The organism is Actinoplanes sp. GCM10030250 (assembly GCF_042666575.1).
GTDB lineage: Bacteria > Actinomycetota > Actinomycetes > Mycobacteriales > Micromonosporaceae > Actinoplanes.
In genome coordinates, this window is the sequence record NZ_JBHTDO010000046.1 from 17,705 (window position 1) to 39,711 (window position 22,007).

Below are 22,007 nucleotides of genomic sequence, written 5' to 3' on the forward strand. Positions count from 1 at the left end.
CAGAAGGTACGGCGATGACTGAACTGAGCAGAAGAGAAGTTTTGCTGTCCGGCGGTGCCCTGGGGGCGTTCGGTGCGCTCGGTTTCCCGTCGCCGGCTCATTCGCGCGAGCAGATGCCCTGGACGTGGTCGCCGGCCGGTTCGATCGCCGGCAGCGGGACCGGCGCCGACCCGCGTGCGGTGTACGACGCCGAAGCCGACCCGGTCTCCGCGCAACTGCTCGACAGCGGCGCTGTTCCCGAGGTCAACCGGCTGCTGTGGAACTGGACCCGCAACGACCAGCCACTACCCGCCGGGCTCCCGGGCTACCTGCACGACTTCATCGAACAGGCCCGCCAACTGCCGTCCTGGGCGGACCACACCAAACTCGAGGCCGCCGCCCAGTTCAACAAGTCCCGCGGCCTCTATCTCAACCTGCTCAACGGCGTCGGCGGCGGCATGCTGAGCACCGCCATCCCCAAGGAGGCATGGTCGGTCTACTACTCCAAGGGCGGGGCGGACATGGAGGACCGTGTCGCCAAGACCAGCCTGCTCGGCTTCTCGGTCGGCTCCCTGAACGCCTATCGCCCCGACGGCGACTGCGTCGTCCAGGCCGTGAAGACGCGACTGGTGCACGCGGCGGTCCGGCACCTGCTGCAACAGTCCCCGCACTGGAAGTGGGGGATCCCGATCAGCCAGGAGGACATCCTCGTCACCTGGCACACCCTGCCGACGTACGCGATGCGCAAACTGCGGGAATGGAAGGTGCCGGTCAGCGCTGCCGACTCTCAGGCCTACCTCCACGTCTGGCAGGTCACCGCCCACCTGCTCGGCGTCCACGACGAGTACATCCCGGCCACCTGGGCCGCCGCCAACGCCCAGTCCGGCCAGGTGCTGCCGCCGAACATGGGGCCGACCAGGGAGGGCGTCGAACTCACCGACATCCTGCTGGGCCAACTCGCCGAACAGACCAGCCCGGCCAGCATCAGCCGCCCGCTGTGCAACGCCCTCGGCCGCTATCTGGTCGGTGACCAGGTCGCCGACTGGGACCAGATCAAGCGTGAGCCGATCTGGGGCCCACTGATCGCCACCGCCTGGCCGGCCCTGGTCAAGTTCCGCGAAGGACTCATCCCACTGCCGCTGGTGCCCGAAGCCGCCTGGGTCCTCGACGAGGCCGCCCGCCAGTACATCCTGTTGTTCCTCACCAAGGCCCGGGAAACCAAGATCGAGATCCCGATGATCAACCGGCCCGAGTGAACCGTGACCGCACCCATCGCACGGCGCAGATTCCTGGGTTACGTGCTGGCCGCCCCGATCCTGGTGACCGCCGCCGACCTCGCCACCGGTGATCCAGCAGCGGCGGGGGATCTCACCGAGCTGCTGGACCTCAACGACATCATGACCGCGGCCGCACTGCCGACATCCGGTCTGATCACCGTCGAGATCAACCCGGACGGGACGGTGTCGTTCGCACTGCCACGGGCCGAGGTCGGGCAGGGCATCACCACCTCGAGCGCCATGCTGATCGCCGAAGAACTGGCCGTACCCCTCTCGCGTGTCCGGGTCACCCTGGCCGACGCCCGGCCGGAACTGCTGTTCAACCAGCTGACCGGCGCGTCCAACACCACCATCGCCACCTACACGCCGATCCGGGTCGCCGCCGCCGTCGCCCGCCGGCGGATCCTGGCGGCGGCGGCGACCGAGTTCGGCACGACGGTCGACGACCTCCAGCTGAAGGCCGGCGTCATCACCGACACCACCGGCCGCAGCGCCGACATCAGCGAATTCGCCGGCAAGGCCGCCAGCCCGAGAACCCTGTCCGTACCGGTGGAACTCCACTCCCGGGAGAGCTTCACCGTCATCGGCCGGCCCCACAGCCGCATCGACGCCCTCGACGCGGTGACCGGCCGCAAGAAGTTCGCGATGGACCTCGACGTCGCCGGCGCGAAACCGGCGATGATCTGTCGCCCACCGACGATCAACGGCAAGGTCGGCTCGGTCACCAACCGGGCCGAGGTCCTCGCCATGCCGGGCGTCACCGACGTGGTGACCGTCTCCACCGGTGTAGCGGTCCGCGCCGGCACTTTCGGCCAGTGCATCGACGCCGTACGCGCGCTGCGGATCGTCTGGCGGCCCGGCACTGTCGACGGTAAGTCCGACGACAGCGTGCTGCGCGAACTGGCTGCCGCGGAACTGCCGCTCGGGCCCCGGCCACCGACCCGGACTGTCGAAGGCCGGTTCACCTTCCACTTCCGCAGCAACAGTGCCCTGGAACCCAACTGCGCGATCGCTGACGTACGCCCCGGCCGCGCCGAGATCTGGGCGTCGCTCAAATCACCGATCGTTGCCCGGCAGAGCATCGCCGCCTGCCTCGGACTGCCACCAGGCGCCGTCACCGTGCACGTCACCGAAGGCGGCGGCTCCTTCGGCCGCAAGCTGTTCTTCGACGCCGCGCTGGAAGCCGCCGAGGTGTCCCAGCGGATCGGCAAGCCCGTCAAACTGATGTGGCACCGCGCCGACGACTCACGGCAGGGACGCACCCATCCGATGGCCACCTCCCGGGTCCGCATCGCCTATGCCGGCAACCTGGTGCTCGGCTACGAACAGCGGCACACCAGCGTCACCACCGACCTCGGCCACGGACTCGGTGAACTGTTCACCGCCATGGCCGCGCGGCTGCCGATCGGCGACGCCGCGTTCGCGCAGACGTTCTTCCAGTTCAGCCACACCTCGCCGTACCGGTTCGGGATCCACAGCCGCCTGCTCAGCGAAACCGGCAAAGGCTTCAACACCGGCAGTATGCGCAACGTGTACTCACCCGACACCACCTGCGCCCGCGAACTCGTCATCGACCAGCTCGCCGCCCGGATGGGAAAGGACCCGTACCGGTTCCGGCACGACTTCCTTCTCGACGACCGTTCCCGGGCAGTGCTGTGCAAGGTCGCCGAGGCCGGGCAGTGGGGCCGGCCGATGCCGGCGGGCACCGCCCAGGGCATCGCGTTCCACGCCGAGTACAAGGCCGTCAGCGCCACCCTCATGGAGATCGACTGCCGGCCCGAGACCGTCAACCGTCCCATCCGCGACGGTGTGGGCGGACCGCGCATCACCAAAGCCGTCTCCGCCGTCGACGTCGGGCTCACGGTCAACCCGCGAGGGCTGGAAGCACAGATGATGGGCGGGATCTCCGACGGCATCGCGCTCGCCCTCACCTCCAGCCTGCACCTGCGCGACGGCCATTTCCTGGAGGCCAGCTGGGACAACTACTTCTACACCAGGCAGTGGAACACCCCACCCGACCTGCGGATCATCATCATGCCCAGCACGTCCGGCCAGCCCGCCGGCGCCGGTGAACTAGGTGTCGCCGCCGCGATGGCCGCGGCTGCCTGCGCGTACGCGCGCGCCACCGGCACGATGCCGACGGTCTTCCCGATCAACCACGGCACACTCTCGTTCACACCGAAACCCACGATCCCGCCGATCCCCGCCTCGCCCACCGACGGAGTCCGCCGTGCCTGAACACACCTTCCGCGTCAACGGTGAACAGGTCACCGTCGACGTCGCCGACGACGTGCGCCTGCTGTGGGTGCTGCGCGACATCCTCGGCATCACCGGCCCGAAGTACGGCTGCGGTATCAACGTCTGCAAAGCCTGCACCAGCCACCTCAACGGCGCCGCGGTCAACCCCTGCGCCATCGCCGTCAAGGATCTGCAGCCCACCGACGAACTGGTCACCATCGAAGGACTCCCGGGCACCGTCGGCAAAGCCCTGCACCCGATGCAGCAGGCCTGGCTCGACCACGACGTCGTCCAGTGCGGATACTGCCAGCCCGGCCAGATCATGGCCGCCGTCGCACTGGTCCACCAGGTCACCGCCGAAGGCCGCGAGCTCACCGAGACCGACCTCGACGGCCTGCGCAACATCTGCCGCTGCGGCACCTACTCCCGTATCCGCGAAGCGATCAAGGCAGCCACCAAGATGATGTGACGCCCAGAGGCGGCTTGTCCGCACGCCGGCAGGGCGGCATCCGCTCCTCGGCAAGAGATCGAGTTCGGCGCGTACGGGTGGCCACTTCATCGTCGCGGCCGGCCTCGGGCTGGCCGGGGTCGGCCTGCTCGGGCTGCTCGGCCCCCGGCTGGCGCTCTCGACGGCCCGGGCCGAACGGTGGCGGCTGCGCCTGGTCGGTGATGCTCCGCCGCCGCCCGGGCGCCGCGGCGACCTCTACACCGACCCGGCCACCTGGCGGGCCGTGGCTTACATGGTGCTGCTCGTCGTCGTCGGCCCGATGTGGCTCGGCGTGCTCGGGGCGATCGGGCTGGTCATCGTTTCGACGCCGATCGCGGTGGCCCACCGGATCTCGATCATGGACTCTCTGGCCGGCATCGCCGGACGAGCCGCCGGCGGGCTGCTCCTGATCCCGGTCCTGCTGTATCTGACCGCGCTGCTCGGCGGGGCGCACGCCGCGCTCGCTCGCCTGCTGCTGTACCCGGAGCCGTCCGAGGAACTGGTCGAGGTGGCTCGCTCCCGCACCCGGATGGCGCACGCGTTCGACGCGGAGCGGCTGCGCATCGAGCGTGACCTGCACGACATAGCTCAGCAGCGCCTGGTCGCCCTCACCATGCAGATCGGGATGGCCCGGCTGGATCTGCCGCCGTCCTCGCCGGCCGCCGCCGCGATGGCCTCCGCGCACGACCAGGCCAAGACGCTGATGGCCGAGCTGCGGGATCTGATCCGTGGCATCAGCCCCCGCACGCTGCGGGAGCTGGGCCTGCGAGCCGCAGCCGAGGAGCTGGCGGCGGCAAGCTCCCTTGACGTACGCGTGAATGTCCCCTCGTCGCGGTTCCCGGCCGACCTGGAGTCGGTGGCTTACGCGGCGATCTCCGAGGCCCTGGCCAACGCCATGAAGCACGCCACCGCCGCCGAGGTCACCGTCACCGCCCGGTGCGAGGCCGGCCGGCTACTGGTCGAGATCCGCGACGGCGGCAGCGGCGGTGCCGACCCCGAGCGCGGATCCGGGTTGACCGGGCTCGCCGACCGGGCCGCCGCGGCCGGGGGCCGGCTGCTGATGGCGAGCCCGCTCGGTGGTCCGACGATTCTGCGGGTGGAGCTGCCGTGCGCGTCGTGATCGCCGAGGACTCGGTGCTGCTGCGGGAGGGGTTGAGCGCGATGCTGCCCCGGTTCGGGATCGCCGTCGTCGCCGCGGTGGGGGATGCCCCCGCGTTGCTGGACGCGGTGGCCGAGTACCGCCCGGACCTGGTGGTCACCGACGTCCGGATGCCGCCGGGCTACACCGACGAGGGGCTGCGGGCCGCCATCGCACTGCGCAACGAGGACCCGGGGCTGGCGGTGGTCGCCCTCAGCCAGTACGTACAGCACAGCTATGCCGGGGAACTGCTCGCCTCGGGTTCCGGCCGGTCGATCGGCTACCTGCTCAAGGACCGCATCGGCGACGTGTCCGAGTTCGCCGGGCAGCTGCGCCGGGTGGCCGAGGGCGGCACGGTGGTCGACCCGGAGGTCGTACGGCAGCTGATGCAACACCACCGCGATCCGCTCCGACAGCTCTCGGCCCGCGAACGCGAGGTCCTCGCCGTTGTGGCGCAGGGGCACTCGAACGCAGCCGCGGCCCGGCTCCTCTGCCTGACCGAGGCCGGGGTCGCCAAGCACATCGGCAACGTCCTCACCAAGCTGAACCTGCCGGTCAGCGACGACACCAACCGGCGGGTCCTCGCCGTGCTCGCGTACCTGCGCGGCCGATCCGACTAGGAGCCCTGTTTTGATCACCACCACTGCCCGGCGTCACGCCGCCGGGCTCCTCACCGTGGTCGTCTTCCTGGCCACCGCGTTCTTCCTCGCGCCGCTGCTGCTCGGCCCGAGCGGGCTTGACGACTTGCCGCGCGCCTTCGCCGCCTACTGGTCCTCGGGCGGCGCGGACCTCCCGCCCGACCTCCAGCACCTCGTCGACCGGCAGTTCCGCTACCACCTGGTGCGGGTGGTGATCGCCGTGCCGCTGCTCGCGGTGCTCGTGACACTGGCCGTCCGGTACCGGCGGTACCAGCTTCTCACCGGCGCACTCTCGCTCGCTGCGGCGGTGCTACTGATCGCCTCCGTCCAGGGGGTGGTGTCACCTTTCGGCACGCTGCTGCCGGTGCTCGCGTCCGGCCCCTTTGGTGCCGATCTGGTCGCGGCCCTGGCCCAGATCCGCGACCAGCTCGAGAACGGCCCGGCGTCGCCCACGCTGAATGTCATGCTCGACGAGTACGTGCGGTGGCACCTGGTGAAGGCCGTGCTGGTCGGTCTGCTGGCGGCCGTCCTCATCGGCCTGTCGGTGGTGGCCTGGCGCCGGCATCGGTTGGCCGGCCTGCTCACGGCGGTGCCCGCCGCGGCCGCGCTGGTCGTCCTGGTAGCCAACGTGACCACCGCGGCGGACCCCATCCCGCCGTTCCTGCTTCTCCTCGAGGGCAGTTGGTGAGGTCGGTGCACCTGCTGCGGTATCAACACACTCGAGGTGGAACCGGCTGACTTGGTGGTTCCGGGGCGCGGGCCCCGGAGCCACTGGCGATCGCAGTTACGGCGTCACGCGAGCGTGCCATGTCGCATGCCACGTCTGTGGGCCGATCACGCCGTCGATCTCGAGTTTCTTCTCCCGCTGGAACTGCACACAGACCTGTTCGGAGTCTTTGTCGTAGACCCCGTCGGTACGGATGCGCCAGCCGCGATCCTTCATCTTGAGTTGCCAGGTACGCACGTCGTCGCCGGTCATGACGGGCGGCTGGGTGATGTGCCGGCGCCAGGCGTTCGGCGTACCTGCGATCTTCTTCGGAGCTTTCTCGTAGTCCAGCCCCGGAATCAGGGCGGCGTGGGTCCAGTTCCGGCCGACGGCATTGAAGCAGTTGACGCCGAACTTCCTGCCACGCGCCTCTATCGTGCTGCCGTTGCCGAGGCTGACCGCCACGTGGGCGGCATCCGGCCGGTTCTTGCCGAACGGGTTCCCGCCGGCGAACCGGAACAGCAGCGCGCCCTGGATGTCGATCGCCCGGCTCACCTTGATCAGGGTGTCGTTCCTGCGGCAGTGCTGGGCCTGCAGCCAGGAGCCGTCCGGCATCCTCGGGCGGACCTTGAATCGGCCGCATCCCCACTCGACCAGTTCGGAACAGTCGAAGGCCGACGGATCGGGGTTGGAGATCTTGCTCTCCACCCCGAACAGGTACCGGTCGCCCCTCTGTCGCAGCAACAGTCCGACAAAATCGGCAGCTCTAGTCATTTTGCATCTCCCTGGTGTCGTACCGGCGTAGCGGAATCGAACGATGTGTGCGTCTCGCGGGTCACGGGTGGAGGATCTTGTCGCCGGGCCGGATCAGGTCGAAGTGGCCCGGCGGGTGCTCATCGCCACGTCACACGCTCCTTGCGTGGTCAGGTGAGTTCCTTGGTCTCGAGGTGGAGTTCGCGCTCCACCTCGACCCCGACGGTGAAGCCGCGGGAGAAGCTGGGGGAACGGGTCAGGTTGAACGACGCGGTCGCGACCTCGCCGGCGACCAGCTGACGCCCGGCCACGTCGTCCCGGCCGAACGTCGCGGGCTGCGGCTGGTCGAAACGGATGTCCGTGACGTCGTCGTCCAGCGGGTGGCCGACCTGGCTCCGCACCGTCCCGGGTATGAACCGCACGGTGAGCACCTGATCGAAGCTGGGCCGCTCGCGCAGCTCGTGGGTCAGGTACATCCGGCCGCTCCGGCCGAAGGCCAGGTATCTCAGCGGGCGGCCCGGTCCGGGCTCCGCCTCGGTGTCGAGCCGGCGGTGGAGCACCACCCGCCGGATGCCGGCCCGAGCCGCGGTGGCGATGGGGACGCCCCCGCGCTCGAAGTGCCCGCGTACCAGCGTGCCGTCGAGAACGGTGCGAGCCGGGGCATCGTCGTGCGGTTCGATTTCGTCGATGGGGAAGGGTGCCGGGTCGAACGTGTACATGCCGTCACCGTGCAGTGCCCGGTCGGCGCGCAGGATGCCGCGCGTGGCGTCGTCGAGGGCGACCTCGAGCACCACCTGGAAGTTGTGCGGGACGGTGTACATCGGCAGGTGCGACAGGTACAGCGGATCCTCGCCGAACAGCAGCATGCCGTGGCGGCCTGTGGTGTCGCCCGGATCGGATCCGGGTCCGCTGTGGCCGTGATGCGCGGTGGTCATGGCGCCTCCTTCCACGAGAGGTGGGACATGTCCGTACGGTCACCGCAGGGCCTCCTCGCGGACCTTGCGGCGACCTTGCGGCGCAGGTCAGGATGAGGACACGATCAGTGGTTGGATGATCACCAAGGGTGCTGATGTGGAATTCCGGCTGTTCGGTGAGGTGCAGCTGGCGGCCGCGGGACGGCCGCTGGACACCGGTACGCCGCGGCAGCAGGCGGTGCTCGCGGCGCTGGCGGTGGAGGCGGGACGGGCGGTGGCGATCGAGACGATCGTCGACCGGGTGTGGGGCGACAACCCGCCGGCCGAGGCGCGCAACGTGCTGTACTCCCACGTGAGCCGGATTCGCCGGATGCTCAAGCAGGCGGCCGCTTCCGGTGACGGCACCGTGGTACGGCTCGAACGCCGGCACGCCGGATACCTGCTGGACGCCGACCCGGACCTGATCGATCTGCACCGATTCGTGCGCCTCGCCGACCTGGGCCGGGACCCGTCCCGCGCGGACACCGAGCGGGTACAGGCCCTGGTCGAGGCGCTGAGCCTGTGGCGCGGCATCCCGCTGGCTGCGCTGACCGGCGACTGGGCGGCCAATGTGCGCGAGAGCTGGCACCGGCGCCGGCTGGACGCCGCCGTGGGCTGGGCACGCGCCGAGTTGCGGCTCGGCCACCCCGAGGCGGTGATCAACGCGTTGCCCGACCTGATCACGGAATACCCGCTCGCCGAGCCGCTCGAAGGGCTGTTCATGACCGCGCTGCACGCGGCCGGCCGGGACGCGGAAGCCATGGACCGCTACGTGACGGTGCGGCAGCGGCTGGCCGACGCGCTGGGCGCCGACCCGGGACCGGAGCTGCGCGCCCTGCACGAAGCCATCCTGCGTGGCGAGCCGGCGACCGCGCCGATCGATGATCGGGTGGCCCCGCCCGCCCGCGGCACCGCGCCGGCCCAACTGCCTCCGGACGTGTACGGCTTCACGGGGCGCGACGCTCCACTGCGGCGCCTCGACGCGCTGCTGGACCGGACTTCCGATCCGGCCGGCCACACCGTGGTGATCGCGGCGATCGACGGCATGGCCGGCATCGGCAAGACGGCGCTGGCGGTCCACTGGGCGCACCGCTCGGCGCCACACTTCCCCGACGGCCAGCTCTACGTGAACCTCCGTGGATTCGACCCGACCGGGACCCCGGTGGCGCCGGACGAGGCCGTCCGTGGCTTCCTCGGCGCGCTCGACATGCCGCCCGAGCGGATCCCGGTCACGCTGGACGCCCAGGCGGGCCTGTACCGCAGCCTGCTGGCCGGCCGGCGAGTGCTGGTGCTGCTGGACAACGCCCGCGACGTCGAGCAGGTGCGCCCGCTGCTGCCCGGGGCGCCGGGCTGCATGGCGGTGGTGACCAGCCGCAACCAGCTCGCCGGCCTGGTCGTGACGACCGGGGCGTACCCGATGACACTCGGCCTGCCTCCGGTCGACGAGGCACGGCAGCTGCTGGTGCGCCGGCTGGGCGCCGGCCGGGTCACGGCCGAACTGTCCACCGCGGACGACATCGTCGCGATGTGCGGGCGGCTTCCGCTGGCCCTGGCCATCGTGGCAACCCGCGTGGCAACCCGGCCCGGCCTGCCGCTGGCCGTCCTCGCCGCCGAGTTGCGCGAGGCACAGGGCGGACTGGAGGAGTTCACCGATCCCGACGTGGCAAGCGATGTGCGTGCGGTGTTCTCCTGGTCGTACCGGCAACTCAGCCCGCCCGCCGCGGAACTGTTCCGGCTGCTGGGGTTACCTGCCGGACCGGACATCGGGACGGCCGCGGCGGGCAGCCTCGCCGGCCGGCCGGTCGCCGAGATCCGGCCGCTGCTGGCCGAGCTGGCCCGGGCCCACCTGATCCAGCGCACCCTCAACCGGTACGCCTTCCACGACCTGCTGCGCGCGTACGCGACGGAGCTGGCTCGCACACTCGACGGTGCGGCCGAGCGGGCCGCCGCGCTGCACCGGGTGCTCAGCCACTACGTGCACAGCGCCGATTCAGCCGATCTGCTGCTCAATCCGCACCGGGACGATCCCGTGACGCCGCCGCCGGTCCCGGCCGGGGTCGAACCGGAACGACCGGCCGACCAGTCCCAAGCGCTGACCTGGTTCGTTGCCGAGCACCGGGTGCTGCTGGCGACGCTCGGCCGGTCCGGCGACGACACGCTCGTCTGGCAGCTGGCGTGGGCGCTGGTCCGGTTCTTCGCGTACCACGGGCACTGGCAGGACTCGATCAACACCCTCACCGCGGCCGTGGACTCCGCCCGGCGGCTGGGAGATCCACATAAGGAGGCATTCGCGCACCGCTACCTGGGCTGCGCGAACATCCGGCTGGGTAGTTTCGCCGACGCCGGGAAGCGCCTGTCCGACGCGCTGCGGCTGTACCGTGCGGTCGGTGATCTCGCCGGCGAGGCGCATACCCGACGCCATCAGGCCTGGCTGCTGGAGCGTCAGGGCCGCTACCGGGAGGCGCTCGAGTACGCCCGGCAGGCCCTCGGCCTGTTCCACACCGCCGGCCATCAGGCCGGCGAGGCTCGGGCGCTGAACGCGGTCGGATGGTTCGCCGCGATGCTGGGCGACTACGCCGAGGCCATCACACACTGCGAGCAGGCACTCGAGCTGCAACGGGGATCGGGTGACCGGTTCGGGCAGGCCGAGACCTGGGACAGCCTCGGATACGCCAACCAGCGGCTCGGCCGGCACGCGGCGGCCATCTCCTGTTACCGGATCGCGGTCGCGCTGTACAGGGAGTTCGACGACCGGTACAACGAAGGAGACACCACCGCGTCGCTCGGCGACGCTCACTACGCGGCGGGCGATGCCGCATCCGCCCGCGACGCATGGCGACGAGCGGCCGACATCCTCGACCTGCTGCACCATCCGGACGCCGGCCGGATCCGCGCCAAGCTCGCGGCTCCCGAACCGGCGGCGAGCACCTGATATCCGAAATCCACAGGGAGGTCTTCAGTGCACGAGATAACGGTTTCCTCGAGCGACCTCGCAGCGCTGGCTGAGGCGCTCAACGGCGGCACCGCGCCTGCCGAGAGCGTGCTGCGGCCTCTGCTCGCGGCGCTGGACAGCGAGACGGCTCCCGAGCCGGAGCCGCCGGAGTCGCTGCGCCAGACGTTCGACAAGGCTTTCGCTGCCGAAGAGCCGCAGGCGGGGCACATCGACGTGCGATTCAAGATCGGTCGCTGACCGCACCGCATGCGTACCGTCCTGGTCTCGATGCCTTTCATGGGCATCGACCGCCCGTCGATCCAGCTCGGCCTGCTCAAGGCGATCGGTGAGCGGAACGGCTTCGACGTGCGGACCCTGCACGCCAATCTCGACTTCGCGGCGCGGATCGGGGTGGACAGTTACCGAGCGCTCGCCGAGACGCGCGGCCCGCTGGTCGGTGACTGGCTCTTCTCCGTCGAGGCGTTCGGCGAGCGGGCTCCCGATCCTGCCGGCCGCCTGCCGGACGAGGCGGCCACCGACCTGGCGTACCTGCGCGGAACCGGAGAGGAGGTCCGCGAGCGGCTGCTGCGCATCCGTGACCTTGAGGTGCCCGCGTTGCTCGACTCCCTCGCCGACGCTGTCAAGTGGGACGATGTCCAGGTCGTCGGCTTCAGCTGCACCTTCCAGCAGAACACTGCCTCATTCGCGCTGGCACGCCGGTTGAAGCGACAGTTCCCGCACCTCGTCACGGTTTTCGGCGGGGCGAACTTCGACGGTGAGATGGGCTCCGAGCTGGCCCGCACTGTCGACTGCATCGACCTGGCGGTCAGCGGTGAGGCGGACGCGGCGTTCCCGCGCCTCCTGACCGCCCTGGCCACCGGAACTGACCCCGCGGCGGTGCCGGGCGTCTGCCGCCGGGCCGGTGACACGGCCGTCGCGACGCCTCCCGAACCGCCGTACCAGCAACTCGACGAACTGCCGCTCCCGGACTACGGCGAATACTTCGAGCGCGCGGAGCGGCTGAAGGTGGTGCCCCGCGCCGCGCGCCGTCAGGTGTGGCTGCCGTTCGAGAGCGCACGCGGGTGCTGGTGGGGCGTGCGGCACCACTGCACGTTCTGCGGGCTCAACGGTACGACCATGCCGTTCCGTTCGAAGTCGCCGGCGCGGGTCCTGGACGAACTGGCCGGGCTCGCCCGCCGGTACGGTTCCTTCCGCTTCGAGGCGGTGGACAACATCCTCGACCCGCGCTACCTGCGGGAGCTGTTCCCGGCGATCGCCGACAGTGGTGCCGGCTACGAGTTCTTCTACGAGGCCAAGGCCAACCTCACCCGCGCGCACCTCCGGGTCCTCGCCCGCGGCGGGGTGAGCCGTCTGCAGCCCGGTCTGGAGTCGTTGAGCTCCACAGTGTTGCGGCTCATGGACAAGGGTGTGCGGGCCGCGCAGAACGTGAACCTCCTGCGCTGGGCGCGGTACTACGGCATTGACGTGGCGTGGAGCATCCTGTGGGGCTTTCCGGGCGAGTCCGCACAGGACTACGCCGAACAGGCGGCCGCCGTGCCCGACCTGGTGCACCTGCAGCCACCGGAACACTCCGGCCGAATCTGGCTCGAACGTTTCAGCCCGCTGTACCGGCGGCCCGCGCGTTTCGGGCTGCGCCGATGCGAGCCCGACGCCAGCTACCGCTACATCTACCCGAAGGAAGTCGACCTCGACCGGGTCGCGTACTTCTTCGACTACGAGGTCGACGGCGCCCTGCCGGACAGCGCCTACGAACCGCTGCGCCAGGCTCTCGACGGCTGGGTCGCATCCTGGCGCTCCGGGCCGCACCCGGCACTCACCTACTGGTCAGCGCCGGGGATCCTGCAGATCCACGACGCCCGGCACGCCGGGCGCGACGGGACGTACACCTTCGAGGGCACCCTCGCCGACATCTACCTCGCCTGTACTGACCGGCCGATCACGGCCGCCGCCGTACGAGAACGGCTGCGGCTGGACCGGACGGCCGGCTACGTGCAGGAGGTGCTCGACGAGTTCCAGCGGCGCGGCCTGATGTTCCGCGACGAACGGCTCGCCGTGGCGCTGGCGCTGCCGGCCGTTCCCGGCCGCTGAACAACCCGGCCTCACCCGGCGCTCGTCCCCGGGGTCAGTCCTCCGGCAGGGCGGCGGCCGGCCGGACCAGACCACACTGGTACGCGATGACCACGAGCTGAGCGCGGTCCCGGACGCCGAGCCGTGCGTCAATCGAGTCGCGTCGCCATCGCACCGGGGTGGACAGGATGGATATCGACAGGATGCAATGTCGGTGGCGCGACGAGGACTACGGGGTAATCGCGATGCCGCAACCGCATGACCTCACCGGTGGGCCGGTGTTCGGTGGCCCGGGGGACCTGATCGTGGTCTTGATGCGACAGGTCCGACCACTCGTTGCGCCCCTGACGGGTCGCGGCCGCTGACGCTGCTGTCGGCCCGGCAATTCGGTTCCACTCATCGGGGAGGATTCGCATGACCAGCACTGCCCGCTCCAGGCGCCGATGGCGCCCCTTCGTCGCGCTCGCCCTGGGCGCCGGCCTTGTCGCCACCGGCACAGCGGTGGCCAGCGCCGACACCACGCCGCCACCACCACTCAGTCTGGTCACGACGGCGACCGACGTCACCCTCACCAGGTACGTGTACGAATTCGGCTCCTTCTTCCTGGACCCGAGTATCGGTATGTACCTCGTGGCCGGTAAGGATCCGTTCGAGATCGAGGTGAAGCGCAAGTCGTACGCCGACCCGATCGTCGCCCAGCAGGTGATCACCAAGAGCGGTAAGAAATCCAAGGTCACCCTGCCCGCGGGAATGGTCACCGACTTCGGCGGCCTCAAGGACTTCACCAACATCACCATGACGGACGCGGACGGCGCGACCGTGGTCTCCGGCAGCCAGGACTTCTGCCCCAACACCTACGAGTCCAGCAGGGCCCGGCCGGAAGCGCCCGACACCACCCCGTACCCGATGGACTGCTTCAACGGCAACCCCTTCCAGATCGGCAATGTCTGGGGCATCCAGAGCGGGTGGACCGCCGCCATCGCGCCGACGGAACTGGAGGGCCTGCCCGACGGCACCTACCAGGCCAGCGTCGACATCGCCCCGAGGTACCGCGACTACTTCAAGATCGCAGGTGCCGGGACGAACCTCACGATCACGATCACCAGCATCGTCGAGGGCGCGCTCTCCACGGCGGACCGCGCCCGCGCGAAGGCGAAGATCGAGGCCGCTCAGCCCGCCGGCGCCGGCCACGACCACCTCACCGAGGGCGATGCCGCCCAGCAGGTGTCGGCCTACTCACCCGATCTGCGCCCCGCGGCCCGCATTCCGGAGACCGTGTCCAGCCGGGCGGCCCTGCCCAAGGGGCCCCGCCCCGACCTGCGCTCCTTGCCGGCCTGGGGCATCAGCCTGGTCGACGGCGCGGAGCTGGGAGGCACTCCGGACCGCAAGTACATCGTCTTCGGCGCCACCGTCTGGAACGCCGGCACCTCACCGCTGGTCGTCGACGGCTTCCGCCGCACCGGCACCGACCTGATGGACGCGTACCAGTACTTCTACGACGCGAAGGGCAAGCAGGTCGGGTCGGCCAATGCGGGCACCATGGAGTGGGACAAGCGGGAGGGTCACCTGCACTGGCACTTCACCGACTTCGCCCAGTACAACCTGCTCACGGCGGACCAGACGGAGGCCGTGCGCAGCGGCAAGGAGGCCTTCTGCCTGGTCAACACGGACGCGGTCGACTACACGATTGCGAACGCCAAGGTCCGGCCGACCAACACCGACCTCTCCAGCTCCTGCGGCGCCAACACCGCTGTCGCCGTACGTGAGGTGCTCGACATCGGCAACGGCGACACCTACACCCAGTTCCTGCCCGGCCAGTCGTTCGACGTCACCGACCTGCCGAACGGCACCTACTACATCGAGGTCAAGGCCAACCCGTCGGATCGGCTGGCCGAACTCAGCACGACCAACAACACCTCCCTGCGCAAGGTGATCCTGAGCGGCTCCGGCGACGACCGGAAGCTGGAGGTGCCGGCGGTCCACGGCCTGGACGGCCCGACCGGATAACCGGACTCCCCGGGATGGGTTGTGCCCCAACGGCATGGCCCATCCCGGAGCCTGCTCGCCGTTCCCCGGCGGGTGTCGCGTACGTGCGGGCTGATGTCGCCGGCCTGGATGTTCATCGGGCACCCGCGGTGACGGCGGCCAGGAGTTCGGCGCGGGACGGCCCGGGCAGCGGGTACTGCGGCGCCGGCAGGCCGAGGGCCAGGACCCGGTCGCGCAGGCCCGGCGTCGCGAAGACCTCGTCGGGGGTGTCCAGGAACGAGCTGATCGACAGGTAGCCGCGCAGCGCGCCGGGGTCGCGCAGGGCGGCGGCGAACAGCGCCTTCGAGGCGAGCCAGCGCAGGTCGTCCGGCCGGTACGGCACACCGGCGACGTCACCGTCGATCTCGGCCAGCCGGTGCGTGTCGACGAAGTTGGTGGCGCGGTAGAGCGGTTCGACGACCTGAGCCGTCGCCTCGTCGAACCGGCGGACCAGCTTGTCGTGGTCGGCGGCACCGACCTCGCGCAGGACGTCACGCAGGACACGGGCGTGGACGATCGCGAAGGAGGCGCCGCGGCCCAGCGACGGGTTGGTGCACGCCCACGCGTCGCCGACCGCGACGACGCCGGTGGCGACCGGGCGGCCGTTGACGACGTACCGGCGCAGCCTGTCCTCCAGGCCGGCCATGACGTCCACGCCGGTGATCGGCTCGGCGGCGAGCCAGGGCGCGGCCGCCGGGTAGTGGCCCACTGCCGCCGACCAGATCGCCGGTTCGCGCAGTGCCCGCAGCGCCTTGTCCTTGCCGCTGGTGGTCAGCACCACGCTCCAGGTGCCGTGGTCGGCCGGCAGCGTCAGCACCGACAGCGAGTCGTACGGCTGGTTCAGCATCGACCTGATCTCCGGCAGCCGGCCGTGCGGCGACCGGAAGTGGCGGGCGTAGTAGACGAAGCCCGCGTCGGCCCGTTCCTCGGCGACCGGCCGTGCGCCGGCCGCGGCGAGCCAGGCCGGCAGCGGGGAACGGCGGCCGCCGCAGTCGATCACGAGGTCGGCGCTCACGGCGCCGCCGGTGGTGGTGACGCCGGTGACCCGGGGGACCGGGCGGCGGCCGTCGGTGCGCACGCCGGTGACCCGTACGCCGCGCCGGATGCTGACCCCGGCGGCGGTGGCGGCCGCCACCAGCGCCGCCTCGAGGACCGGGCGGCGAGCCGTCACCGTGGTGAACCGGTCGTCGCCGTCGCGATCCGGGCCGCGGATCTCCGGCGGCAGGGCCGCCAGCGGGTTGATCACGGCGGCGCCGGCGGCGTGCACGGCGGCCGCGGCGCCGGGCAGCTCGGCGCGCAGTTCCGCCCACCAGCGCGGCAGCAGGTAGTGCGGCAGCCGGAACTGGTTCACCCCGGGCCGGTCCCAGTCGTCCCACGGCCGGTCGGCGGGCACGGCCGGGTCACGTTCGAGGACGGTCACCTCGTGGCCGTCCCGGTTGAGCATCATCGCGGTGGTCAGGCCGGCGAGGCCGGCACCCAGGATCGTTGTCGTCGTCATGGCCCGAGGATGTGACCGCGCGCTGCTCACTCTCCAGCTCAGTCGCCGGTCATTTCCTGCCCGGTCTCGCGTGCCCAGAGCCGTTCGGTGAGCTCGTCCACCGCCTTGGCGAGATGCCGCCGGTAGGTGCTGAACGGCAGGCCGAGCACCTCCGCCGCGGCCTCCTGGGTGGGCGCGGGACTGACGTACGTGCGGTACAGCACGGCCCGGAGCCGATCGCCGCGCGGCAGCCCGGTCAGCTCGTCCACCGCGATGCGCAACGCTGTCCGGACGGCGGCGGCGTCGGCGCCCAGATGGGTGCCGATCAGGCGTGACGCGGCGAGCCGGTCCGGCCGGCGCAGACTCGGCAGCGCGGCGCGTACGGCGGCGTCGAAGGTGTCCCGGCTCAGCGGCGCGGGCGATTGCATCCAGTCCGGCGGCGGGCCGGTGCCGCCGGACTGCTCCCGTTCCTGCATGAGCTCGAGCCACGCGTGGACCGAGAAGCGCCGCCAGTCGTTGCCGTAGACCACGTGGCGCCGTCCGTCGAAGGTCACCTCGAGGATCTCGCGGAAGGCGAGATAGTCGAAGAACGGGCCCCAGAACGACGGCTCCACCGACACGATGAAAGCCCACGCGAGCGGGCGGCCGCACCACTCGATGATCGACGAGATGGAGCCGGCGAAGACCGCGTACGGGTCACTCTGCGCACCGTCGCGCCCGAGCAGGAATCGCGAGATGTCGACCTGCTCACCGGGTCTCAGCGGTGCCGTGCGGGCAACGTGAGCGAGAATGGCCCGTACAATTGGATCTTGATTCTCGGTCGCGGAGGCGGACGGGCATCGCGCGTGATAGATGAAGCCGCTGATCTCGCCCTCGACACGCACCACACTGGCGCCGGCTTGCCGCTCGGCGAACCAGCCGCGGGCCAGCTCGGCCGACCGGGGACCCACATGCCGGCCGATCAGCTCGGCGACACCGGGAAGCTCCTCCGGGCGCGCCCGCACCAGGGCGACGGTTCCGTCCGCCGCTACTGCGCGGAACTGGGCGCTGAACGGCCCCTCCCGGTGCAGCTGGGCGAGTTGCTGTGCGAGCAGCTGACGATGCGTGCCGGAGGAGGCGTGCAGGCCGGTGACGACGTAGTCGTGGATGACCCGGTGCAGATCCCGGTAACGGTCGGGAAAGCGACGTTCGAACTCGGCTTCCAGAACGGCGCGGGTCAGGTCGTGCGGGGTCAGGCCGTGCGGCCGGACCGTGACGAACGGCCGGTCCCGCAACCACTCCCAGACCCGCGGCGCGTCGTCGTCGCCGACCGTCCGCCGCAACAGGTCCTCGGTGGTCAGCAGCACCTTGGCGCAGGTGGCCAGGCCGGCCAGGTGGGCGTCCGACGGGGCCTCGTGCACCAGCGACGCGATCAGCGCGGAGATCAGGTCCGGCGCGTCGGCGAGGGTTCTGGGCACCGTGCCGGTCAGCGCCGCGTCGGCGAGCAGGGCGAGAGCGAGCGGGTGGCCACGGCCCAGCCGTATGATCGCCTCCCGGTCCGGTGCGGCGACACCGGCCCGCTCGAGCAGGGCGGTGCTGTCGGCCTCGTCCAGGTTGCCCAGACAGTGCACAGCGACAAGTCCCCGCCAGCCCAGATCGGCCCGCCAGGCCGGCGCGGGCGCGTCGCGGCCGGCGAAGACCACGACGCCGTCGGCGGGCAGGGTGGGCACCAGGTCGCGGCGTAACCAGCCGTCTATCGGGGCGAGATGCTCGTATCCGTCGACCAGCAGCACCGGCGCGGCGCCGGTGTCGACTGACTGGACAGCGTGTACGAAGCCTTCCGGGGACGGATCGAGTTCGCTGCCGTCCAGGTAGACGGCGGGACGGCCGGCTCGGCGCGCCCGGCTGCGCAGGTGCAGCAGCAGGGTGGTCTTGCCGACGCCGCCGGGACCGTGGACGAACAGCACGCGGCGAGCCGATCGGCCGGCCAGGGCGTCGTCGAAGGCGGCCACCTGCGCGGCCCGGCCGACGAAGCCCTGCCACCGAACGTCGTCCATGACGTCGCCCAGGTTCGCCATGAGGCTCAGTGTCGGCGTCCCGGCGGGGTCGCGCCAGCGTCTAGCCGACAAACCTGCCGCTGGGCGCCGCAGTGCGGCGTGCCCGCCAGAGCAGGATCGCGGCGTAGCCGTGGGAACCGTGCTGGGCCGTCGGTATGACCTCGATCCCCTCGTGCGGCAGGTCCACCCGTACCAGTGTGGTGATCTTTGTTCTGGTGAGGTCTTCGCGTGCGGTCACCTCGTCGTCGGCCGGACGGGTATTGCCCTCGCACTGCAGGGTGTAGCGGACGAACGGCCGCCAGTCGTGGGCGCCCGGCGCACGGTCGATCCACCGCTGGATCTCGGCCGGCGAAGGATGCTCCGGGTGAGGCGGGCAAGTGCGGCTTCGTAGAGCGCGGCGCCGAGGTTGGCGCCGGCGAGGAAGACGAGTGCGTCATCGGTGGTGATCGAGTCGGTCACGGCGGCGGCGCCGAATGCGGCCGTGTAGTACGGCACCTCCTTGGCGACCTCGGTGGCGGTGTATGCCACAGCGGCGGCCAGGCGAGCGGCGCGCCCATCGCCCCACCGGCGCCGGGTGATGTCGTACGCCAGCTTGGACAGCACATTGGTGCTCGCCCCTGTCGCTGCCAGCAGAGAACCGTTCGCCCTCAAGTTGGCGCGCAGCCCGAACACCCAGACCGTGTAGGTCACGAGGAGGAACACCACCACCGATCGATGATCGAGATCGGCGAGCAACCCGGAAGCGACCAGACCGGCTCCGGCGGCCGCCGCCCAGAGGTCCAACGCGTAGGTGGACGCCGCGGTGGCCGCCAGGCTGGCGGCCCAGGCGGCGAGCGGCGACATCGGCGAACGCCTGGCGGTGCTCACCGACGGTACGAGCGATCGGATCATGGGCTGCCTCCGGACGGTGATGCTTCAGAGGACCCAGAGTCAGCCGTGCGGATACTCACCTGCCAGGTCAGATCATGGTCAATCGCTGTTCACGCCCGCGTGTCCGCAGGCCGCCCACGTCGTGGCGCGGGCCGGTGTCAGGTTCGCGTCCGTCGGACGGATCTCGACGGCCGCCCGGACCTGGCGGGCAGGAGGGTGGCAGCGGTCTGCTGGGGTCGGGCACAGTGGATGCCGGCACGTGAGGGGGACACGGTGGCGCTTCCGGGTTGGATGGAGTTCCTGCGGCGTTGGGTGGTGCGGCCGCCCGGCTCGGCCGTCGACCTGCGGCCGCTCTGGGCCGAGGCCCGGGGGACAGGGACGCCACGAGCCGAGCTCTGTGCGATCGCCCGGGAGACGGCGTGGCAGACGCTGGGGCTGCGGCCGTACGACGAGCAGCTCGTCGGGGCTCTGGCGCTGATCGACGGCCGGGTGGTGCAGATGGCGACCGGTGAGGGCAAGACTCTGACCGCCGCGATCGCTGCGGCCGAGCTCAGCAAGGGCGGGCCGGTTCACGTGCTGACCGTCAACGACTATCTGGCGCGGCGTGACGTGGAGTGGATGTGGCCGTTCTACGAGCGGCTCGGCGTCACCGTGGGCTGGGTGACCGAGGCCTCCACGCCGGAGGAGCGGCGGGTGGCGTACGGGCGTGACGTCACCTACGTCTCGGTCAACGAGGCCGGCTTCGACTTCCTCCGCGACGGGCTCTGCACCGGCGCCGCGGACCGGGTGCAGCCGCCCCTGCACGCCGTCATCGTCGACGAGGCCGACTCGATACTGGTCGACGAGGCGCGTGTGCCGCTGGTGCTGGCCGGTTCCACCGGCGCGGGGGCTGACCTGGCGCCCGGCATCGCCGCGCTGGTCCGGGCGATGATCCGCGACGAGCACTACACGGTCGCCGACGAGAACCAGGCCGTGCACCTCACCCCGGCCGGCATCGAATTCGCCGAGCAGGGTCTCGGCGGTGTCCACCTCTACCAGCCGGAGAACCTGGATCTGCTGACCGCCGTCAACCTGGCGCTGTATGCGTCGGCGCTGCTCGTCCGGGACGTCGACTACATCGTCCGGGACGGCCGGGTCGAACTCGTCGACGGCTTCCGGGGCCGGGTCGCCCGGCGCCGCCGCTGGCCCGACGGGCTACAGGCCGCGGTCGAGGCCAAGGAAGGGCTGACCGGCAGCGGCGGCGGCACCGTTCTGGCCACGATCACCCTGCAGGCGCTGCTCGGGCAGTACCGCAAGGTGGCCGGGATGACCGGCACCGCCCTGCCGGTCGGGGAGCAACTGCGCGAGTTCTACGGCCTGGAGATCGCCGTCCTGCCGCCGCACCGGCCGTGCATCCGCCTCGATGCACCCGACCGCGTCCACGAGACCACCGGCCAGCGTGACGCCGCCGTCGTCGCGGAGGTCGCCCGGGCCCACGCGGCCGGCCGGCCGGTGCTCCTGGCGACGCCGAGCGTCGCCGACTCGGAGACGCTCGGCGCCCGCCTGCGCGACGCGGGCATCCCGTGCACCGTCCTCAACGCCCGCAACGACGCCATGGAAGCCGCGATCGTCGCCGAGGCCGGGCTCCCCGGGGCCGTCACCGTCTCCACCCAGATGACCGGCCGCGGCGTCGACATCCGGCTCGGCGGCAGTGACCAGGCCGACCACGCGCGGGTCGCGGCGCTCGGCGGTCTCTACGTGATCGGGGTCGGCCGCCACGACAGCCGCCGCGTCGACGATCAGGTGCGCGGCCGGGCCGGGCGGCAGGGCGATCCGGGCGGCTCGGTGTTCTTCGTGAGCAAGGAGGACGAGCTGCTTCTGCGGTACGGCCCACGCCCGGCCGCCGACGCCCAGCGCCTCGCCGAACAGGTCGATCTCGAGGTGCACCGCAACACCTGGCGCTACCACTACCTGCTCGAACAGCACCGAACCACGATCGCCGCCTACCGCGAGGAAATCCTCACCACCGACCGCGCGCTCGAGGTGATGGCCCGGTTCCACCTGGTCGACCGGCGGCTCGCGGCGGTGGCCCGGCAGCTGTTGCTGTTCCACCTGGACCAGGCGTGGGCCGATCACCTGTCCGCCATGGCCGAACTCCGGGAAGGCATCCACCTGCGCTCGATCGCCAACCTGGACCCGCTCGACGAGTTCCACCGGGCCGCGATCCCCGTTTTCCGGCAGCTGATCCCGGCGGCCGAGCAGCGTGCCGCCGACGCGTTCGCCGCTCTCGACCCGGCCTCGCCCGACCCGGTTCTCGACCGCCCCAGCGCCACCTGGACCTACGTCGTCGACGACACCCCGTTCGACGCCGGTCTCGAGCAGTTCTTCGCCGGCGTCCGCAACCTGCTCCGCTCCGGCTGGTCGGCGTAGG

17 protein-coding genes are annotated in these 22,007 nt (G+C 71.0%); 11 read left to right on the forward strand and 6 right to left on the reverse strand.

Features of this window, described 5'->3' with window-relative positions:
• The first annotated feature begins 14 nt into the window (after window positions 1-14).
• The 6 genes from ACFQV6_RS38565 to ACFQV6_RS38590 all read left to right on the forward strand — a co-directional run bounded on the left by ACFQV6_RS38565 (window position 15) and on the right by ACFQV6_RS38590 (window position 6,445).
• A complete protein-coding gene (locus ACFQV6_RS38565) occupies window positions 15-1,235 on the forward strand; it encodes an oxygenase MpaB family protein (protein WP_378032655.1) in 1,221 nt (406 codons plus the stop codon).
• Between the two features lie 3 nt (window positions 1,236-1,238).
• Window positions 1,239-3,494, forward strand: a complete 2,256-nt coding sequence (locus ACFQV6_RS38570) for a molybdopterin cofactor-binding domain-containing protein (RefSeq protein ID WP_378032656.1) — start codon at window positions 1,239-1,241, stop codon at window positions 3,492-3,494.
• Complete coding sequence (locus ACFQV6_RS38575; RefSeq protein ID WP_378032657.1) at window positions 3,487-3,963, forward strand: (2Fe-2S)-binding protein; 477 nt, start codon at window positions 3,487-3,489, stop codon at window positions 3,961-3,963. Before ACFQV6_RS38570 ends, ACFQV6_RS38575 begins: the two co-directional genes overlap by 8 nt.
• Window positions 3,964-4,051: 88 nt before the next feature.
• Entirely contained in the window at window positions 4,052-5,101 is a 1,050-nt protein-coding gene (locus ACFQV6_RS38580) for a sensor histidine kinase (RefSeq protein WP_378032703.1), read from the forward strand.
• Window positions 5,089-5,739 carry a response regulator gene (locus tag ACFQV6_RS38585; RefSeq protein ID WP_378032658.1) on the forward strand — a complete coding sequence of 217 codons (651 nt, stop codon included), beginning with the start codon at window positions 5,089-5,091 and terminating at the stop codon, window positions 5,737-5,739. The genes ACFQV6_RS38580 and ACFQV6_RS38585 overlap by 13 nt, the downstream gene beginning before the upstream one ends.
• Window positions 5,740-5,749: 10 nt before the next feature.
• Complete coding sequence (locus ACFQV6_RS38590; protein WP_378032659.1) at window positions 5,750-6,445, forward strand: hypothetical protein; 696 nt, start codon at window positions 5,750-5,752, stop codon at window positions 6,443-6,445.
• Window positions 6,446-6,541: 96 nt separating this feature from the next.
• Here the strand turns inward: ACFQV6_RS38590 and ACFQV6_RS38595 are convergent, their stop codons facing one another.
• Both ACFQV6_RS38595 and ACFQV6_RS38600 read right to left on the reverse strand, forming a co-directional pair.
• Entirely contained in the window at window positions 6,542-7,237 is a 696-nt protein-coding gene (locus ACFQV6_RS38595; protein ID WP_378032660.1) for a peptidoglycan-binding protein, read from the reverse strand.
• A 149-nt stretch (window positions 7,238-7,386) separates the two neighbouring features.
• Entirely contained in the window at window positions 7,387-8,151 is a 765-nt protein-coding gene (locus tag ACFQV6_RS38600) for a hypothetical protein (RefSeq protein WP_378032661.1), read from the reverse strand.
• A gap of 115 nt (window positions 8,152-8,266) precedes the next feature.
• Here ACFQV6_RS38600 and ACFQV6_RS38605 point away from each other — a divergent pair, with 115 nt between their 5' ends.
• From ACFQV6_RS38605 to ACFQV6_RS38620, 4 genes are all read left to right on the forward strand, one after another.
• Window positions 8,267-11,101, forward strand: a complete 2,835-nt coding sequence (locus ACFQV6_RS38605; RefSeq protein WP_378032662.1) for a BTAD domain-containing putative transcriptional regulator — start codon at window positions 8,267-8,269, stop codon at window positions 11,099-11,101.
• A gap of 27 nt (window positions 11,102-11,128) precedes the next feature.
• Window positions 11,129-11,359 carry a hypothetical protein gene (locus ACFQV6_RS38610; protein WP_378032663.1) on the forward strand — a complete coding sequence of 77 codons (231 nt, stop codon included), beginning with the start codon at window positions 11,129-11,131 and terminating at the stop codon, window positions 11,357-11,359.
• Window positions 11,360-11,389: 30 nt separating this feature from the next.
• On the forward strand, window positions 11,390-13,210 hold the full coding sequence (locus tag ACFQV6_RS38615) for a RiPP maturation radical SAM C-methyltransferase (protein ID WP_378032664.1): 1,821 nt from the start codon (window positions 11,390-11,392) through the stop codon (window positions 13,208-13,210).
• Between the two features lie 393 nt (window positions 13,211-13,603).
• Window positions 13,604-15,196 (forward strand): lysyl oxidase family protein, encoded by a 1,593-nt coding sequence (locus ACFQV6_RS38620; RefSeq protein WP_378032665.1) that lies wholly within the window; start codon window positions 13,604-13,606, stop codon window positions 15,194-15,196.
• 112 nt (window positions 15,197-15,308) lie between these two features.
• Here the strand turns inward: ACFQV6_RS38620 and ACFQV6_RS38625 are convergent, their stop codons facing one another.
• Genes ACFQV6_RS38625 through ACFQV6_RS38640 form a run of 4 tightly spaced genes read right to left on the reverse strand, consistent with a single transcriptional unit; the run spans window position 15,309 to window position 19,618 of the window.
• Window positions 15,309-16,712, reverse strand: coding sequence for an FAD-dependent oxidoreductase (locus ACFQV6_RS38625; protein WP_378032666.1), 1,404 nt, complete (start codon window positions 16,710-16,712; stop codon window positions 15,309-15,311).
• Window positions 16,713-16,750: 38 nt separating this feature from the next.
• Window positions 16,751-18,748, reverse strand: a complete 1,998-nt coding sequence (locus tag ACFQV6_RS38630; RefSeq protein ID WP_378032667.1) for an ATP-binding protein — start codon at window positions 18,746-18,748, stop codon at window positions 16,751-16,753.
• Window positions 18,749-18,788: 40 nt separating this feature from the next.
• Entirely contained in the window at window positions 18,789-19,067 is a 279-nt protein-coding gene (locus tag ACFQV6_RS38635) for a hypothetical protein (RefSeq protein WP_378032704.1), read from the reverse strand.
• Window positions 18,962-19,618 carry a hypothetical protein gene (locus tag ACFQV6_RS38640; protein ID WP_378032668.1) on the reverse strand — a complete coding sequence of 219 codons (657 nt, stop codon included), beginning with the start codon at window positions 19,616-19,618 and terminating at the stop codon, window positions 18,962-18,964. The genes ACFQV6_RS38635 and ACFQV6_RS38640 overlap by 106 nt, the downstream gene beginning before the upstream one ends.
• A 270-nt stretch (window positions 19,619-19,888) precedes the next feature.
• On the opposite strand from ACFQV6_RS38640, the gene secA2 reads away from it, so the two are divergent.
• The gene (gene secA2 / locus ACFQV6_RS38645) at window positions 19,889-22,006 is read left to right on the forward strand and encodes an accessory Sec system translocase SecA2 (RefSeq protein WP_378032705.1); all 2,118 of its coding nucleotides are present in this window, start codon (window positions 19,889-19,891) and stop codon (window positions 22,004-22,006) included.
• The last annotated feature ends 1 nt before the right edge of the window (window position 22,007 follow it).

What these genes read in the sequence shown, in the direction of transcription:
- ACFQV6_RS38605 (WP_378032662.1), top strand. Translation starts at nt 8,267, where the DNA reads ATGATCACCAAGGGTGCTGATGTGGAATTCCGGCTGTTCGGTGAGGTG.
- secA2 (WP_378032705.1), top strand. Translation starts at nt 19,889, where the DNA reads ATGGAGTTCCTGCGGCGTTGGGTGGTGCGGCCGCCCGGCTCGGCCGTC.
- ACFQV6_RS38615 (WP_378032664.1), top strand. Translation starts at nt 11,390, where the DNA reads ATGCCTTTCATGGGCATCGACCGCCCGTCGATCCAGCTCGGCCTGCTC.
- ACFQV6_RS38630 (WP_378032667.1), bottom strand. Translation starts at nt 18,748, where the DNA reads ATGGCGAACCTGGGCGACGTCATGGACGACGTTCGGTGGCAGGGCTTC.
- ACFQV6_RS38600 (WP_378032661.1), bottom strand. Translation starts at nt 8,151, where the DNA reads ATGACCACCGCGCATCACGGCCACAGCGGACCCGGATCCGATCCGGGC.
- ACFQV6_RS38595 (WP_378032660.1), bottom strand. Translation starts at nt 7,237, where the DNA reads ATGACTAGAGCTGCCGATTTTGTCGGACTGTTGCTGCGACAGAGGGGC.
- ACFQV6_RS38625 (WP_378032666.1), bottom strand. Translation starts at nt 16,712, where the DNA reads ATGACGACGACAACGATCCTGGGTGCCGGCCTCGCCGGCCTGACCACC.
- ACFQV6_RS38620 (WP_378032665.1), top strand. Translation starts at nt 13,604, where the DNA reads ATGACCAGCACTGCCCGCTCCAGGCGCCGATGGCGCCCCTTCGTCGCG.
- ACFQV6_RS38565 (WP_378032655.1), top strand. Translation starts at nt 15, where the DNA reads ATGACTGAACTGAGCAGAAGAGAAGTTTTGCTGTCCGGCGGTGCCCTG.
- ACFQV6_RS38640 (WP_378032668.1), bottom strand. Translation starts at nt 19,618, where the DNA reads ATGATCCGATCGCTCGTACCGTCGGTGAGCACCGCCAGGCGTTCGCCG.